We start from the raw sequence: 17,550 nt of genomic DNA, 5'->3' as shown, positions 1-17,550 counted from the left end.
ATATCCATACACACAGAGCTGTCACATTATGCTTCCACCAGAGGCAGACACGGTATCGAAGTGTTGTCAAAGCGTAAAATGAAAACAAGTACTTGATAGATCTTCTACAGGTTCGGACCACCAAGGTAAAAGACTAATAAAGATGATATCATAAATCAATCAAAAAAATGAAGCAAAAAATACTGTATGCAATATTGTTGCTAGGGATCACTATGTCTGCGCAAAAGATTCAAGTTACTGGATTTGTAAAAGATTCATTAGGCAACCCATTAGAAATGGCTAATGTTATCGCTTATAAAAAAGTAGACAATGTTATGGTTGCCTATGGTATTACTAACGATAAAGGTAAATATAAACTATCCATACCTGTAAATGATGCATATATACTTAAGGTTAGTTTTATTGGGCTCTCTGCGAATGATAAGACTATCAAGGTTACGAATCAAGATGTTACAACTAATTTCGAAATGATAGCAGAAGAGAATAACCTTGATGAAGTAGAAATAGTATATGAGATGCCAGTAGTGGTTAAGGGAGATACACTAGTTTATAATACCGACTCATTTACCAATGGTAATGAAAAAAAGTTAGGTGATGTACTAGAAAAATTGCCTGGAATAGAGGTGAACGATGATGGAGAGATTGAAGTAGAAGGCAAAACGGTATCAAAAGTCATGGTTGAGGGGAAGGATTTTTTTGACGGTGACTCAAAATTGGCTACTAAAAATATTCCGGCAGATGCTTTGGATAAAGTAGAAGTGCTAAGGAATTACGAAGATGTTGGGCAGATGCGTGGTTTGCGAAATACTCAAGATCAAGTAGCAATAAATATTAAGTTAAAAGAAGGGAAAAAAAACTTTTGGTTTGGAGAGGTTGTAGCCGGTGCAGGAGTTGGCGAGACCGAACGGTATTTAGTAAAACCAAAACTATTTTATTACAGTCCTACATACAGTATTAATATTTTAACAGATTTTAATGATATAGGAGAAGTACCATTTACCAGAAGAGATTACTTCAACTTTACTGGTGGTTTTAGAAATTTAGAAAGAGGAGGGACATCCTTTAATATAACAACAGATGATCTTGCTTTTGCCGTATTACAGAACAATCGAGCTAATGAAATTAATACAAAGTTTGGGGCAGCTAATTTTAGCTTATCTGCTAGTGAAAAATTAGATGTTAGCGGATATGGAATTGTTAGTGATACCAAAACAGATTTGATCACTACCACCCGAAGAACTTATATTGATGATACACCGGATCCTACAGATAATACAATAGAAGAGACTTTTGATAATACAGAACAACGAAGTAAATTAGGATTGCTGAAATTAAGTGCAAGTTATAATCCAAATAATAATTTTAGGCTGGATTATGACATTTTTGGAAAGATTTCAAAACAAGAAGAAGAAGATACTTTTATTTCTGAAAGAGATGAAATTTCTGAAGATATCAATGAAATGCTTGAGAATAGTCCTTTTTCTATACAACAGAATTTAAGCACTTATTATACTCTTGATTCAAAAAACATTTTTGCTTTTGAAGCTCAATACTTATTTCAAGAAGAAGATCCGTTTTATAATGCTATTAGGTCAGAAATTCCTTTTAGAGGAATTTTTACACAAATTACTGATCCAGATGATCCTAGTTTAGATACATACGATCCTTTAGAAGAATCAGATAGATACAATATTAACCAACAAAAAAATATAAAAACTAGTAAATTGGATGCGACACTTGATTATTACTATGTTTTAAATAAAAAAAGCAATATAAACTTTACAGTAGGTTCTACGTTAAGCACTCAGAAATTTGATTCTGATATTTTTCAGATTTTAGAAAATGGAAATCAAAATGATTTTGAAGCGGATGAGTTTACTAATGATGTGACTTATAATTTTAATGATATTTATGCTGGGTTACACTACAAGTTTATCACTGGGATTTTTACATTTAACCCAGGAGTAAGTGTTCATAATTATAGTCTTAAGGATGAACAGTTAGGTACCATAGTTAATCAAAATGAATGGCAAGTATTACCGGATTTTTTTGCTTTGGTTCAGTTTAAAAAGAGCGAGAGTTTACGTTTTAATTATTCAATCACGGCTAATTATACGGACATCAATCGTTTAGCCGAAGGATATGTGTTTAGTAATTATAACTCGTTATCCCAAGGAAACAGGAACTTGGAGAATGCTTTGTATGATAATTATTCATTAAACTATTTTAGTTTTAATATGTTTAATTATACTAATATTTTTGCTAGATTGAATTATACAAATAGACGCAATCCCATTAAGAATACAAGTGTTGTATCAGGTATAAATAGAGTAGATACTCCAATTAACTCTAATCTTGCAGATCAGGTACTTTCGGCTAGCGGAAATTTTACAAGAACTTTTGGTAAGATTAAAGGAAACCTAAATGCTAATATTAGCTGGTCTAGTTTTAATAATATTGTAAATACATTACCAAGCGAGAGTATAAGTCTTACGCAAACGTACCAAACAGAATGGTCCACTAATTTTAAAAAAGGTCCAAATTTTGACTTAGGATATAGTATTTCTATAAATGATTACGATAATAATGGTGCTAAAAGTACTTTTTATACCAGTCGTCCTTTTGCAAGGCTGGACTGGACATTTGCTAAGGGCTTTTTGTTAAAATCTTCTTATAGTTATTATAATTATAGTGATACAAATACTACATTGAACGAGTATAGTTTTTGGGATGCTGAAGTGTTTTATCAAAAACCTGATAGTAAATGGGAATATAAATTTTCGGTTACCAACTTATTAGATACCGAGAGTATAAATAGAGATAACTTTAATGAGCTATTCAATAGTACTTCTAGTTATATTGTACAACCTCGATTTTGGATATTAAGTATAAAATATAATCTATGATAATAATTACTGAAAATTGATTTTAACCTTTTAGGAGCATCCATTAGTCAAGTTTTAAGAGAGTTTGATAACACGTTAATCTTATGTGAAATTAGAATTTGTTTTGGTTTTCGATTATCTTTATTATAAAAAGTAACTGGATGTTTAGAAGTTTAACAATGTTTCTATTGGTAGTTTGGTGTAGCTCTTGTAGTAAAGGACAACAAAATAAAAACTCTACAAATGATTTAAAGGGATGGCAGATTGTTTATAGTAATGATAGTGAAGGGAATCCATTATTAGGCGATATTGATAATCTTAAAAAAGCTGTTCGCCAGGGATGCGAAATACGAGTTGGATGGGGGCAATATAGTGAATATAAGAAAGATGGTTTAACAGGGGTTTTTGCTGTTGAACATACAGCCGATGCGCAGTTTTTAACAATTAATAAAGGACACGTATATGCTCAGTTATCCAGAATTATGGGACAAGCTCCATCTAGAGAACGAAATCATATAAATCTTGTTAAGACTCATTATTGGCAATCGGTTTTGGGAACAACTGGAGAAATGACCCAAGTTTATCTAGACCATTCTGATGTAAATAAAAGTGATGACTATAGTGATGATGTAAAAGTAATCTGGTATGTCAATAGGAATGATTGTAACTATGAAAAAAATGATAATCAAGTTTTATACTAAAATTTATTTCAAATGAAAAGATTGATTTTTAGCTATCTATTTATTTTAACTTTATTTTCCTGTAATCAAGTTGTTAATGACACGTCTAAAACAGAACAAAATGTATTAGAACCAATGGAAATGTCAACACAAAAAGGAATCATAACTAAAGAAAGTACCAAGAACTTTGATGAAACATATAATACACTTGTTAAAGTGATCGAGAACAATCCTAATCTGAAAATAATAGCGCAATTAGATCATCAAGCTAATGCAGCTTCTGTTGGGTTAAAGCTAAATCCAACAAGAATTGTTATGTTCGGTAATCCTAATTTAGGAACTCCTTTAATGCAAAGTGCTCAAACGACAGGGTTAGATCTCCCACAGAAAATATTAGTATGGCAAGATGATAAGGATGTAGTTAGAATTTCATACAATGATCCAAAGTATTTACAACAACGTCATGAGATAAAGGATGTACAAGAAATATTGATTAAGATAAGTGCTGCTTTAGACAAAATCACTTCTGTTGCATCGGGATTATAATTGGTAATGCTGTAATTTTTTTTATTATATTAAAAATCAGTATCTTATAGTTGTCTAATCAATATCTTTTTATATTATGCCAACTATAAAATCATTAAATAAATGGGCTAATGCCCATACATATTATCCATTAGACCTTCTTAGAATTGCCTTAGGTGTATTTTTATTTTTAAAAGGAATAAACTTCATTAGCAATAGTCAAATATTAGTAGACTTACTAAAACCGGTTCAAAACCTTGCTGGAGGAATGATCGTAATTCATTATGTTGCTCCTGCCCATTTAATGGGAGGTATTCTAATCGCTTTCGGTTTATTGACCCGGTGGTCTGTTGCTGCACAATTACCTCTTTTGATTGGAGCAATCATTATCAATTTTGTAGGCGAGATGCACATAGCTAACTTGATTGTCGCCAGTGTTGTGTTTTTGTTGTGCGTATTCTTTATGTTTTACGGTTCAGGAAAACATTCTGTGGACTATTATCTGAAAATGCAGCAATAGAGATAATAACTTATAAAATTAATTTTGTATTTTAACTTTGATCGGGCCTCCGCTTGATACGTAGTTGCCGCCTATTTCATCAATGTTTATATTTAGTTCATCACTTGTACTTACTTTATTGATATCTACCTTCAGTTTATCGTAGGTATTGATACGTTTTATGTTTACATCAATTTCGTCAGAGGTGTCGAGTTTAACGGTAATTGTTCCATCATCATTAACAGGCACTATTCCGTAATTGGATGAGATTCCTGTATCGTTAGCGTATGCTTTTGGTATGATGTTTATATCTTTTAAAACGATAATACTTAAACAAACGGCAATAATAGTTAAGATAGTTTTGGTGTAACTGTCGGTTTTCATAATGAAGTGTTTTATATTAAATTGATATCAAAAATTACGCCGATATAGTATATAATTACTAATCTTTTCTAATTCCTTTCAAAATTTTAATAAGATATCATTTTAATATAAAACTTAGATAAACTTTTCTACTGTTTTACCAATCAGTAATTTGCGAGTTAGTTTTAGTGATTTTTATCTCTAAGTAAACAGTGTCTAAGACTTTTGAGTTATAAATCCCATCCTTATTACTTGTAATTCTTTTTTTATTTCTTCGAATTTGTCTTTTCATTTTTTTCCATTCCTTTTCACTATAAAATGCATCATTATTATTGTTATAGGATATGTCTTGTTCAGAAATAGGTTTGATAACAGTATCTTTAGTATTTTTCTCTTTTAGGTTTTCAGAGATACTGTTTTCTATTGCGTTGCTTTTAGTTTCATTAACTTGTCCGAATGTGCTTTGACCAATCCATACCAAAGCTATCATCATTATCATTTTTAATTTCATAGTTTTTTCTTTTTTATAACTGTTTGATTTTCAGAAGCTAATTTAATATGTTTATAATAATATTGCCAGAGGGAAAACAACCCTTTTTATTTAGGAATTATCCCCCTAACTAAGAAATAGTAATTATTAGCTATAAAAAAAGACTGTCTTTTAGGACAGTCTTTATAGTGTTTTATAAAATAATCAGTGTTTGTTTTACCAGCCAGATAATTGCGATTTTTTATCGAAGCTAGCGGCAGTAACAAAAACAGTATCTATAGTTTTAGAAACAAAAACTTCATTGTTTTCTGTAATTCTTTTTTTATTGTTTAGAATTTGTTCTTTAATGTCAGCCCATTCTTCATCGGTAAAAGCGGTATTATAATCTTCACCTAACTTCGCATTTTCAGAACTTTCAATTATTAATCTGTCGGCAGAAACCGAGTCATCTGCACTGTATTGCCCTTCCTCTATTTTGATATCAACTTCTTTGAGGGATTTAGTATTGCTTTTATAATCTTGTCCGAAAGATATGCTACAGACACAAAACAATATGAAGGCGATTCCAATTTTTAATCTCATTTCAATACTTTTTTTGATAATTTAATCATTTGTGTTAAAGATATTCGTTTAGAATAATACTCACTTTAACTATTTAGTATTCGTAGGTCTTTATATAGTATCTGATTTAGTAATAAAACTTGTTTTAATACTAATGAATACCATAAAGCATTGGAGGCTACAAATTTACATCAAATTAATGATAAAATTAGATTTTAAAAGCCTTTTTTACCTGATCTACGTAATCAAGTTTTTCCCAGGTAAACAATTCTACTTCTTTTTCTACCTTACCAGAGTATGGACTTTCAAAAACTTTTGTAACTAGTTTTGGTTCTTTTCCCATATGCCCATAAGCCGCAGTTTCTTTATAGATAGGGTTACGTAACTTAAGACGTTCTTCAATAGCAGCTGGTCGCATATCAAATATTGCCGCTACTTTTTCTGCAATTTCTCCATCAGTAATATCTAAGTTGCTTGTACCATAAGTGTCAACAAAAATTGAAGTTGGCTCTACAACTCCGATAGCATATGATACCTGCACCAATGCTTCACTTGCAACTCCTGCTGCTACAAGATTTTTAGCAATGTGTCTAGATGCATAAGCAGCAGAACGATCTACTTTACTTGGATCTTTTCCAGAAAATGCTCCACCACCGTGAGCTCCTTTTCCACCGTACGTGTCAACAATAATTTTACGTCCCGTAAGCCCCGTATCTCCGTGCGGTCCGCCAATTACAAATTTACCAGTAGGGTTAATATGATATGTTATTTGATCATTAAATAAATCCCTTACATATTTAGGTAATTGAGAAATTACTCTAGGCATTAATATAGAAACAATATCATTTTTGATCTTTGCTAACATTACATCATCATCAATGTCAAAATCATCGTGTTGTGTGGATACAACGATAGCTACAATACGCTGAGGTACATTGTCATCACTATATTCTATAGTCACTTGACTTTTAGAATCAGGACGTAAGTATGTGATTTCGGTTCCTTCTCTTCTTAGTTTAGCTAATTCAATAAGAATCTTGTGAGAAATGTCTAATGCCAGAGGCATATAGTTTTCAGTTTCTTTAGTAGCATAACCAAACATCATTCCTTGATCACCTGCACCTTGCTCTTCTTTAGTTTCTCTGTCAACACCTTGGTTAATATCCTGAGACTGTTCATGAATAAGAGAAATTACTCCACAAGAATCTCCGCTAAATTGGTACGCTCCTTTAGTGTAGCCGATTTCGTTAATTACTTCTCTTGCAATGTGCTGTACGTCAAGATAGGTTTTGGATTTGACCTCACCGGCAAGTACAACTTGACCGGTAGTTACTAAAGTTTCACAAGCTACCTTTGAATCTTTGTCAAAAGCTAAAAAGTTATCTAGTAAAGCGTCACTAATTTGATCTGCTACTTTATCCGGATGTCCTTCAGATACACTTTCCGAAGTAAATAAATATGCCATTCTTTGTTGTTTTTATAGAATAAACTATAGTAAATATGACAGGATTGCAATATAGAAGCTTTCGATTAGAATAAAACCGTATCGAACTGCTTTAGCATTTAATTACTGAATCAATTCTATATTCAACTATGAATACTCGTATTTTCAGATCCTTTTAGGGTTGCAATCAGTCAAATCTATCCCTTTTAATAATTCGGCAAAGGTAAAAAAAATGATAATATTCGAAAGTATTTAACGTATCATTAATTTTCTTCCAATAAAAAATTCCTTTTAAGGGTGTTTTTTTCGATACATATAATTTTTAAAACAAATTGTTTCAAGTTTAAAAATAATTACTAGCTTTGCTTCGAAGTTTCTTATACATATTAGTAAGTTATTAAGAAAGGTGGAGGGAATAGACCCTATGAAACCTTAGCAACCCTTTATTTGTTCTGATGCATATCAGGATTTTAAAGAAGGTGCTAAATTCTATTCGTCATTGACGAAGAAGATAACTCGATACAATTACAATTCTTGTAACTGTCGTTTCCTTTCTTTTTAATTTTCTATAACCACACACTAAATAGTGTTTGATGTATTTGAATTTTATTTAATTATTAAAATTTAAAATAGAAAATTATGAGCGCACAAAAATTTGCAACAGAAGCTTTACACGCTGGTCACGATGTGAAAACTAACGGAGGAACGAGAGCAGTTCCTATTTATCAAACTACATCTTATGTTTTTAATGATGCTGATCATGCCGCTAACCTGTTTAATTTATCAGAACCTGGATTTATCTATACGCGATTAAACAACCCTACCAATGACATTTTAGAGCAACGTTTGGCAGCTTTAGAAGGAGGGATTGCTGCCGTAGTAACCGCATCTGGTACAGCAGCAATTAATACTACATTATTAACATTATTAAAAGCAGGTGATCATATCGTTGCTTCTAGTAGTTTGTACGGTGGAACGTATAACCTTTTAAATGTTACACTCCCAAGATTTGGAATCACAACAACTTTTGTAGATCCATCAGATGTTGAGAATTTTAAAAGTGCGGTACAGGAGAATACCAGAGTATTTTTTGTAGAGTCACTTGGTAACCCCAAATTAGATGTATTAGATCTAAAAGCTATTTCTACAGAAGCTAAAGCCTATAAAGTCCCACTTATAGTCGATAATACAGTTGCAACACCTGCATTATTGAATCCAATAGCGCATGGAGCTAATATTGTAATTCATTCATTAACTAAATATATAAGTGGAAATGGAACTTCTCTTGGAGGAGTGATTATTGATGCAGGAACTTTTGACTGGTCAAGCGGTAAATTTCCTGAATTTACGGAACCATCACCAGGTTATCATGGGTTAGTATATCATGATGCCTTAGGTGCTGCAGCATTTATTGCTAAGACACGAATAGAAGGATTACGAGATCACGGTGCTGCCTTAAGCCCCTTTAATGCATTTCAGATTTTACAAGGGTTAGAAACCTTAGAGATTAGGATTAAAAAGCATAGTGAAAATGCACTTTCATTGGCAAAATGGTTACAAGAGCAAGATGAGGTTACCTGGGTAAAATATCCTGGATTAGAAACTGATTCCTATAATAAATTAGCAAAAGAATACCTTCCTAAGGGGCAGAGCGGTATCATAACTTTTGGAATAAAAGGAGGTTTTGATTCAGCAAAAACGGTAGCGAATGAAACCAAAATATTTTCATTACTAGCAAATATCGGAGATTCTAAGTCTCTGATTATACATCCCGCAAGTACTACACATCAACAGTTAAATCCGGAACAACAAGAGTCGACTGGGGTAACTCAGGACTTGATAAGACTTTCAGTCGGGTTAGAAGATGTAGAAGATTTAAAAACAGACCTAAAAAGTGCATTTGCTAAAGTAGCCGAAAAAGTAAAATAGATATAATTCACAAGCATTGAGTTTCTGACCCATTAACTATAAGTTGGTAAAAAGGTTGGTTGTACTCTTATGAAGTTAACGTAAAATATGCTCCTACAAGTTCAAATATCTGATTTCATAACTTCTAAAGGAAAAAATATTAACCAAATTCCTTTGTTTTATGAAGTGTTTGGGAAACCTTTATATAAGGCTCCAATAGTTTTGGTTAATCACGCATTGACAGGTAATTCTAAAGTTTGTGGTGATCAAGGATGGTGGAACGGTTTGATAGGAAGTGGAAAATGTATAGATACAGATAAGTACACGGTATTATCATTTAATATTCCGGGTAATGGTTATGACGGTAAAGAAGAGAATTTAATTTCTGATTATAAACTTTTTAACGCCAGAGATATCGCGGCAATTTTTGTAAAAGGATTGGAACAACTAGGAATCAACAATCTCTATGCTGTTATTGGAGGATCTGTTGGTGGAGGGATTGCTTGGGAAATTGCTGCTTTAAGTCCTGGTTTAATTGAACATTTAATTCCTGTAGCAACAGATTGGAAATCTACCGATTGGTTAAAGGCAAATTGCTTGGTACAAGAACAGATTTTATCGAATTCTGATAACCCTGTCCATGACGCTAGATTACATGCGATGCTTATCTATAGATCTCCAGAGTCATTTAGACAAAAATTTGATAGAAGTTATAATGATGAAAAAAATATGTACAACGTAGAAAGTTGGTTATTTCATCACGGAAATAAACTAGATGATCGATTTACACTTTCTGCATATAAAGAATTGAATTACATATTAGCAAATATAGATATAACAGAAGGAAGAGATAGTTTTAAAGAGTTAGCAACTACAATTAAATCCAATATCCATATCATCAGTGTGAATTCTGATGGCTTTTTTACTGCAGCAGAAGATGAAATCACTTTTAAAGAGTTAAAAGAGGTAAAACAAAATGTGACGCATCAAATTATAGATTCCGTTCACGGACATGATGCGTTTTTAATAGAATTTGATCAACTCAGTAAGTTGTTAGTAGATGTATTTTGAAATAATATAAAGATGAAAATTTTAAAATTTGGGGGGAAATCACTTTCTAATGGTGAAGGAATTCATAAAGTGGTTGATATAATAGAAGATAAAGTTAGTAATGGCGAATTAATTACCGTGGTGTTGTCTGCAAGGGGGAAATCAACGGATGAATTAGAAGCTATTTTAAATAAAGCCGTTAAAAGTGAAAGTTATCAGAAACAACTAGAAGTATTTAAGCAATATCAAGTAGCTGATTATCCTAATTTTAACGTAGATGATGAGTTCGAAACCTTAGATAAGCTTTTTGAGGGAGTATCCCTGTTAGGAGATTATAGTAAAAGAATAAAAGACCAAGTATTGTCTCAAGGAGAAGTGATCTCTGCAAAACTGCTTACGCATATTCTTAAAGAAAAAGGAGTGAACGCTAATTTTACAGATAGTAGAGAATTAATCAAAACTGATGGTAAATTTGGCGAGGCTGAACCTTTGGATACATTATCTAAAAAAAATGTAGTTGATCATTTTAAAAAGTATAATGGGACAACCGTCAATGTAGTTACTGGATTTATAGCATCTAACACGAATAATGAAACGACAACACTCGGTAGAAATGGAAGTAATTATACAGCCGCTTTATTAGCAAATTACTTGGATGCAGAAGAGCTACAAAATTTCACTCATGTAAGTGGTATTTATACTGCAAATCCGGATTTAGTACCTGATGCGAAAAAGATAGAAAAACTGACATTTACGGAAGCTAATGAATTGGCTTATTTTGGAGCTAATATTTTGCACGCTAAAACTATTATTCCGCTGATAGAAAAAAATATTCCTTTGCGTATTTTAAATACTTTTGATCATAAAAACAAAGGAACTTTGATCACTGCAGAAAATGATGAGAAAGGAATTAAATCTCTTTCGGTTTTAGAAAATGTTTCTTTAATTAATTTAGAAGGAAGAGGTCTGTTAGGAAAAGTAGGAGTAGATGCAAGGATTTTTAAGGCATTAGCCTATAAAAATATAAGTGTAAGTATAATTTCTCAAGGTTCATCAGAGCGAGGTATAGGATTAGTAGTAGAAGCGAATAAAGCAATAGAAGCTAAAAAAGTATTAGAAGAAGAGTTTGAAGCGGATTTCTATAAACGAGATGTAACTACAATTACAGTAGAAAATGATGTATCTGTAATTTCTATTATCGGACAAGACCTAAGTACTTTTCATCGTCCGTATAATGCATTAATCAAGAATCAGGTTATTCCACTGCTTTTTAATAATACTGTTTCTGGAAAAAATGTAAGCTTAGTTGTTTATAAAAATCAACTTCATAAAGCATTGAATGTGATTCATGGAGAAATTTTTGGAATAGCAAAAAAAATAAATATCGCCGTATTTGGGCATGGATTGGTAGGAGGAACATTGATTGATCAGATTTTAGAATCTGCAAAGAAGATTGAAAAAAGAAAAAAGATTGACTTAAATATTTTTGCAATTGCAAATTCTAAAAAGATACTTTTAAATAAAAACGGAGTCGATGCTAATTGGCAATCGGATATAAAAGAAGGAAGTTCTTATAGAATAGATGATCTCATTAAGTTTGTAGATGAGCATCATTTAGAAAATTTAATTGCAATTGATAATACAGCTAGCGAAGAGTTTGTAGGTAATTATATCACTTTAGTAGAAAATGGATTTGATTTAGTTTCATCAAATAAAGTAGCGAATACATTAAGTTTTGATTTCTATAAAAAGCTTCGAGCAAAGTTAGAAGAACATCAAAAGCAATATTTATACGAAACAAACGTAGGTGCTGGATTGCCTCTAATCGATACAATCAAACTTTTACACTTATCTGGCGAAAATATTACAAGAATCAAAGGTGTTTTTTCTGGGTCGTTAAGTTATTTGTTTAATACCTTTTCTAATGGAAAAAGGTTGTTTAGTGATGTATTGCAGGAAGCTATTGATAAAGGTTTTACAGAACCAGATCCTCGGGAGGATTTATGTGGAAATGATGTAGGGAGGAAATTGTTGATTTTAGCACGAGAACTAGATCTTAGTAACGAATTTACAGATATCAATATCCATAATTTGATACCTGAGAAATTAAGAGAAGGAAGTGCGAATGAGTTTTTGGAGAAATTAGAAGAATTAGATATCGTGTATCAAAAAATAAAGGATGAACAAAAACCTAACCATGTGTTGAGATATATTGGAGATTTACACGGTGATTTATTCAAAGAAAAAGGTATTTTGGATGTTAAATTGGTATCTGTTGAAGAAAGTAGTGCGTTAGGACAAGTAAAAGGATCCGACTCTATATTCGAAATTTATACAGAATCATACGGAGATCAACCAATAGTAATTCAGGGAGCAGGAGCAGGAGCAGCAGTAACTGCTAGAGGAGTCTTTGGAGATATATTAAGATTGACTGAAAAAGGATAAAATTTAATTGCATTAGAGATTACTCATTGTTTTTTATCGATTTAAGAAATCATGAATGTAAAACATTTGATGTGGCATCCTTTTCTGGTACTTAGAGCGGAGTCGAAAAGTAAACAGAAAAAATATAGCAGAAAGCCCGACCCTGAGATGTCACACTAAGATGCCACACTAAGATGTCACACTGAGCTTGTCGAAGTGTTGTCGAAGTGTTGTCGAAGTGTTGTCGAAGTGGAGTCGAAGGGTACGCCCAAATAACATAAATAAAACAGAAACAATGAAAATAGAGTTAAAAAGAATAGATAACGATTATCATTTTGAGCTAAAAAATGAAAGAGGGCATCTAACCTATATTGATAGTAAACCCGAAGTCGGAGGCCATGATTTAGCACCAAGTCCAATGGAATATGTGTTGATGGGAGTTGCTGGGTGCAGTGCTATCGATGTGATTTCTATATTAAAAAAACAACGACAAGAAATTACAGATTATAGAGCCGAAGTAGATGGATCCCGAGTAGAAATTGACGGAGCGAAACCATTTAAAGAGATTTCGGTTACTGTGTATTTAGAAGGAGAGATAGCTCCAGAAAAAGCCAAAAGAGCAGCACAATTATCATTCGAAAAATATTGTTCCGTTTCTAAAACATTAGAGCCAACCGCAACGATCAAGTATAAAGTAGTCGTTAATAATAAAGAAGTATGAGCTTAAAAAGCCAAAATTTTGAAACACAGGCTGTAAGAACTCAAACAGAGAAAACTCAGTTTTTAGAACATTCTACACCTATGTATCTAACTTCAGGATTTGTTTTTGAAGATTCTGAAGAAATGAGAGCAGCCTTTGCAGAAGAGAAAGATCGCAACTTGTATAGTCGTTTTAGTAACCCCAATACCACAGAGTTTGTGGATAAAATCTGCAAATTAGAAGGAGCAGAAGACGGCTATGCCTTTGCTACAGGAATGGCTGCGGTATTTTCTACATTTGCGGCATTATTAGATGCTGGTGATCATATAGTTTCTGCAAGATCCGTATTTGGATCCACACATTCGTTGTTTACTAAATACTTTCCTAAATGGAATATAGAAACAAGTTATTTTCCAGTTAATGAGGTTGATAAAGTAGAAAGCCTGATACAGCCTAATACTAAAATCATTTATGCAGAATCTCCTACAAATCCCGGGGTAGATGTATTAGATCTAGAGTTGTTAGGTGAGATTGCGAAAAAACATAAGCTGTTATTGGTTATTGATAATTGTTTTGCAACACCATATTTACAAAACCCTATAAAATTTGGTGCAGATTTAGTGATTCATTCAGCTACGAAATTGATTGATGGACAGGGGCGTGTATTAGGGGGAGTAACTGTAGGGAAAAAGGAATTGATTAGAGAGATTTATTTGTTTTCTCGAAATACGGGACCTGCTTTATCACCGTTCAATGCTTGGGTGTTGTCAAAAAGTTTGGAGACATTAGCAGTAAGAGTAGATAGACATTGCGAAAATGCCTTAAAATTAGCCGAGTTTTTAGAAGAACATCCTAAAGTAAATTGGGTGAAATATCCTTTTCTTAAATCGCACCCACAATACGAAGTAGCTAAGAAGCAAATGAAATTAGGAGGTAATATCGTAGCTTTCGAAGTTAAAAACGGAGTAAAAGGAGGAAAGACATTTTTTGATAACATAAAAATGTGTTCACTTTCTGCGAATTTAGGAGATACCAGAACTATTGTAACTCACCCTGCATCTACAACGCATAGTAAACTAGCGGTAGAGGATAAATTGGCGGTAGGAATTACGGACGGAATGGTAAGATGCTCAGTAGGATTAGAACATATTGATGATATTATTGAGGATCTGGAGCAAGCTTTAGAACAATCATAAAACATATCTAATTTAAAACTAGATATGTTTTATGACTTTTTTATTAAAAAACTATTTTTCCATTGCAATAATTTCCTGTAGTTGTGTTTTTTAGAGTATACAATAGGATAGAATTCTTTGGAGCATAGTTCTTAAGTGATAGTAAGTTTTCTTTATTAGAAAGTGATTTGCTCATTATCCTTTGTCCGGAAATGTTGTAAATTTCGATACTATAAGAACCATTTGTGAGTACTGGTAACATTAATATGTTGTTTTTAATGTATATGTTACTACAATCTAATAATGTTGTTGAGGGAGTGTTGTTTTCTTTTGATAATGTAAAATCTAGTGGCTTAAGGCAAGGTATTTCATCGTCTGAACAGGTTAAATTTAGCTCCCATCTTCTTATTTTATCGAAGCCATTAGTTTTACTGAACAAGATATAGAACTTATCTCTGTCGATAACTGTATTTGATTTTCCGTATTTATCCATAAATATAGGATAATGTAAATCACTTTTACTCCAAGCTTGACCATCTTGATCATCAGCAAAATAGATGTCATATCCTTCGCTCCAATTTGTGAGATCGAACGATTTGTGCAAAGAAATATGGTAAGTTTTATTTGTGTGATTGCGATATTCTCTAACTCCGATAAAGTAATTGGTGTCTCGAACTTTTGCAACGCTAAATCGATGACTAGATCCTAAAATAGAAGTGCTTTTTGGTCCTTCTACTTGAAGAAAATCAGCTAGCCTTTCTTTAGTGAAATTTTCAGGTAATGATTTATACCAACCGCCATTATAATAAATTTTGTATGCATTTGGGTTTGTAGCTTGGGATTCTGGAACTCTTAGGACTTTGATGCCAGAAGCAGAAATCATTCTTGGGCTAGATTCAGAAAAGAATACATAGATATATCCATTGTGTTTAATAGATGAAGGGTGTCGTAATCCGCTAGTTAACTTTTCGCCTCCTATGTAGTATGGTGAAAATGTTGGAGCCGTTGAATTGTTGTCATAGTTGATCTTGGTGGCATTTTTTAAATATCCAGTACTTGGCCAAGCAATTGGTCCCATATCATTATACTCTTCATGCCCCCATCCATTTTCTTGATTACTTTTTAACCATGCCATACTTAAAAATGCATAGTAATTTTCTAATGGAGCAGACCATACAGCAGTAGTGTCGTAACTTCTAAAGTTGTTTTGATATTCATGACTATAATTCGCACCATTTTCACCATGAACAAATCCTATATTAATTATTTTATCTAATTGCTTAACCGTTTCTGCTGCGTATATTCCTGCATAATTTCTTATATGATCAGTTGATCTGGTTTGCCAATTTGCGTGATGGACTTCGCTAATGGTATAGTTAGGTATTCTAACGGAGACGTTGAAATCTGTTCTTTTAGGAATGCAAGCTTCTATAAAACTATTACATGATCCAGCCTCAGTATTATCTACCATATTTTTTGCAGTAGTTATAAAACGTGTGTTTCTGCCCACTTCGTTGTAAAAATACCCTCTCCAACATCCCATAATTATCCATGGTGGAACTTCGGTAATTATATTGTTTGTAGAGTTTTCTGCTGAAATTGTAATTTCGGTACCTCTTGTGTCTGGATTAATTTTTTTTACGCAAGTAAAGGGAGCGGTTTGCGAAATACACAAATTGCTAATAAAAATTGCTAATAAAAATACGGTATGTCTCATGTTTCTTTAACTTGATAAATTTCTATTTTAAATATTTGAAAATACAGTTTTCCAAATATTTTATTTTCAAAATGTTCTTTAATTGAGGAATTCAGAAAAGCGGTTTAGAGTATCTTTATATTAATGTCTTAAACTTATAATTTGTTACTATGAATTTTGAAATAAAATTATAATTTATCATTTTGTGAGGATAAATTGGCGGTAGGAATTACTGACGGAATGGTAAGATGCTCAGTAGGATTAGAACATATTGATGATGTGATAGCCGATATTAAACAGGCCTTGGAAGTTATATAATAAAAAGGGTAGAAAAATTTTTCTACCCTTTTTATTAAAAATCTTTAGAAAGTCTATTGTTTTGTAAATGTAAAAAATGTCATGCCTGTTGAAACCTGTGTGAATCCTGAAAAAGGAATGGATTCATTTAGCGCTTTTTCAAGTAAAAGAGTTTGAGAATTCAAACCAGAAATTTTAAAAGACTCTTCAGTTCCTTGAACGTCTAAAATTAGATTCCCGCTTTCAATTTTCCATTCTCCAGAAGCTGCGAAACCAGGAGTAGGAATTTCTTGAGTAGTGGTTTCCTGACCAATAATTGTATTCGTAAGAACGGTAGTGTATCCTCCATCACTTGTGAAAGTTTGAGGGTCTTCAGAAAAAGTAATAATCGTATTAAAATCTTTTCCAAATGAAGAGAATTCAGAAAATAGAACACTAGTTCCTTCAGATTCAACAAAAGTCTGACCATTATCCAATCGGAATGCCTCTAATTTCCAATCTCCTGTAATTTGAGTTTCATCAATCCCTATGGAAGGATCATTATCATCACTTCCGCAGGAAATGAATAGAGTAGTAGAGATTAAAAATAAAAGCAACGTAAGTTTTTTCATAACAAAATAATCAATCGGTTTATAAATTTATCTGAATGGTAAAATTCAAATGTAGAAAGTGTACTAATTAAATTTTAGCCAAACGTAAAAGTAAAATTACCTATTATTAATTTTCCCACCCAAAAAGGATGGTTTTTGAAAATTTAATAATCATCATCATATGTATAAATCATACTTGCTTTGAGATCTGCTTAATAACCTATTAATTCGTTAAGCTTTTTATAAATGAAATCTTTTCTTTC

Annotated in this window: 16 protein-coding genes and 1 riboswitch; of the genes, 10 read left to right on the top strand and 6 right to left on the bottom strand. The window is 32.3% G+C overall.

Features of this window, described 5'->3' with window-relative positions:
* Nucleotides 1–167: 167 nt before the first annotated feature.
* The 4 genes from Q0829_RS07480 to Q0829_RS07465 all read left to right on the top strand — a co-directional run bounded on the left by Q0829_RS07480 (nt 168) and on the right by Q0829_RS07465 (nt 4,610).
* Nucleotides 168–2,906, top strand: a complete 2,739-nt coding sequence (locus Q0829_RS07480) for an outer membrane beta-barrel protein (protein WP_298541555.1) — start codon at nt 168–170, stop codon at nt 2,904–2,906.
* A gap of 140 nt (nt 2,907–3,046) precedes the next feature.
* Nucleotides 3,047–3,586, top strand: a complete 540-nt coding sequence (locus Q0829_RS07475; RefSeq protein WP_298541554.1) for a hypothetical protein — start codon at nt 3,047–3,049, stop codon at nt 3,584–3,586.
* A gap of 12 nt (nt 3,587–3,598) precedes the next feature.
* Nucleotides 3,599–4,111 (top strand): DUF302 domain-containing protein, encoded by a 513-nt coding sequence (locus Q0829_RS07470; protein ID WP_298541553.1) that lies wholly within the window; start codon nt 3,599–3,601, stop codon nt 4,109–4,111.
* A 76-nt stretch (nt 4,112–4,187) separates the two neighbouring features.
* Entirely contained in the window at nt 4,188–4,610 is a 423-nt protein-coding gene (locus Q0829_RS07465) for a DoxX family protein (RefSeq protein ID WP_298541552.1), read from the top strand.
* A gap of 18 nt (nt 4,611–4,628) precedes the next feature.
* Here the strand turns inward: Q0829_RS07465 and Q0829_RS07460 are convergent, their stop codons facing one another.
* From Q0829_RS07460 to metK, 4 genes are all read right to left on the bottom strand, one after another.
* Nucleotides 4,629–4,973 carry a hypothetical protein gene (locus Q0829_RS07460; RefSeq protein ID WP_298541551.1) on the bottom strand — a complete coding sequence of 115 codons (345 nt, stop codon included), beginning with the start codon at nt 4,971–4,973 and terminating at the stop codon, nt 4,629–4,631.
* Between the two features lie 136 nt (nt 4,974–5,109).
* Entirely contained in the window at nt 5,110–5,463 is a 354-nt protein-coding gene (locus tag Q0829_RS07455) for a hypothetical protein (RefSeq protein ID WP_298541550.1), read from the bottom strand.
* 195 nt (nt 5,464–5,658) lie between these two features.
* A complete protein-coding gene (locus Q0829_RS07450; RefSeq protein ID WP_298541549.1) occupies nt 5,659–6,024 on the bottom strand; it encodes a hypothetical protein in 366 nt (121 codons plus the stop codon).
* A gap of 187 nt (nt 6,025–6,211) precedes the next feature.
* Nucleotides 6,212–7,468 carry a methionine adenosyltransferase gene (gene metK / locus Q0829_RS07445; protein ID WP_298541548.1) on the bottom strand — a complete coding sequence of 419 codons (1,257 nt, stop codon included), beginning with the start codon at nt 7,466–7,468 and terminating at the stop codon, nt 6,212–6,214.
* Nucleotides 7,469–7,838: 370 nt separating this feature from the next.
* A riboswitch (SAM riboswitch) is annotated at nt 7,839–7,965 on the top strand.
* 121 nt (nt 7,966–8,086) lie between these two features.
* Between metK and Q0829_RS07440 the strand changes: the two genes are divergently transcribed.
* From Q0829_RS07440 to Q0829_RS07425, 5 genes are all read left to right on the top strand, one after another.
* Nucleotides 8,087–9,376 carry an O-acetylhomoserine aminocarboxypropyltransferase/cysteine synthase family protein gene (locus Q0829_RS07440; protein WP_298541547.1) on the top strand — a complete coding sequence of 430 codons (1,290 nt, stop codon included), beginning with the start codon at nt 8,087–8,089 and terminating at the stop codon, nt 9,374–9,376.
* 87 nt (nt 9,377–9,463) lie between these two features.
* Nucleotides 9,464–10,426 (top strand): alpha/beta fold hydrolase, encoded by a 963-nt coding sequence (locus Q0829_RS27605; protein ID WP_366892856.1) that lies wholly within the window; start codon nt 9,464–9,466, stop codon nt 10,424–10,426.
* A gap of 12 nt (nt 10,427–10,438) precedes the next feature.
* The gene (gene thrA, locus Q0829_RS07435) at nt 10,439–12,850 is read left to right on the top strand and encodes a bifunctional aspartate kinase/homoserine dehydrogenase I (protein ID WP_366892854.1); all 2,412 of its coding nucleotides are present in this window, start codon (nt 10,439–10,441) and stop codon (nt 12,848–12,850) included.
* A 274-nt stretch (nt 12,851–13,124) separates the two neighbouring features.
* Entirely contained in the window at nt 13,125–13,550 is a 426-nt protein-coding gene (locus tag Q0829_RS07430) for an OsmC family protein (protein ID WP_298541546.1), read from the top strand.
* Complete coding sequence (locus Q0829_RS07425) at nt 13,547–14,725, top strand: aminotransferase class I/II-fold pyridoxal phosphate-dependent enzyme (RefSeq protein WP_298541545.1); 1,179 nt, start codon at nt 13,547–13,549, stop codon at nt 14,723–14,725. Before Q0829_RS07430 ends, Q0829_RS07425 begins: the two co-directional genes overlap by 4 nt.
* A gap of 43 nt (nt 14,726–14,768) precedes the next feature.
* Here the strand turns inward: Q0829_RS07425 and Q0829_RS07420 are convergent, their stop codons facing one another.
* Nucleotides 14,769–16,421, bottom strand: a complete 1,653-nt coding sequence (locus Q0829_RS07420) for a hypothetical protein (protein ID WP_298541544.1) — start codon at nt 16,419–16,421, stop codon at nt 14,769–14,771.
* A 195-nt stretch (nt 16,422–16,616) separates the two neighbouring features.
* Between Q0829_RS07420 and Q0829_RS07415 the strand changes: the two genes are divergently transcribed.
* The gene (locus tag Q0829_RS07415; protein ID WP_298541543.1) at nt 16,617–16,718 is read left to right on the top strand and encodes a PLP-dependent transferase; all 102 of its coding nucleotides are present in this window, start codon (nt 16,617–16,619) and stop codon (nt 16,716–16,718) included.
* Between the two features lie 53 nt (nt 16,719–16,771).
* Here the strand turns inward: Q0829_RS07415 and Q0829_RS07410 are convergent, their stop codons facing one another.
* Complete coding sequence (locus tag Q0829_RS07410) at nt 16,772–17,308, bottom strand: hypothetical protein (RefSeq protein ID WP_298541542.1); 537 nt, start codon at nt 17,306–17,308, stop codon at nt 16,772–16,774.
* Nucleotides 17,309–17,550 lie beyond the last annotated feature (242 nt).

The organism is uncultured Aquimarina sp. (assembly GCF_947492405.1).
Taxonomy (GTDB): domain Bacteria; phylum Bacteroidota; class Bacteroidia; order Flavobacteriales; family Flavobacteriaceae; genus Aquimarina.
Note: the sequence above shows the minus strand (reverse complement) of the source record. Positions and strands in the feature narration are given on the sequence as shown.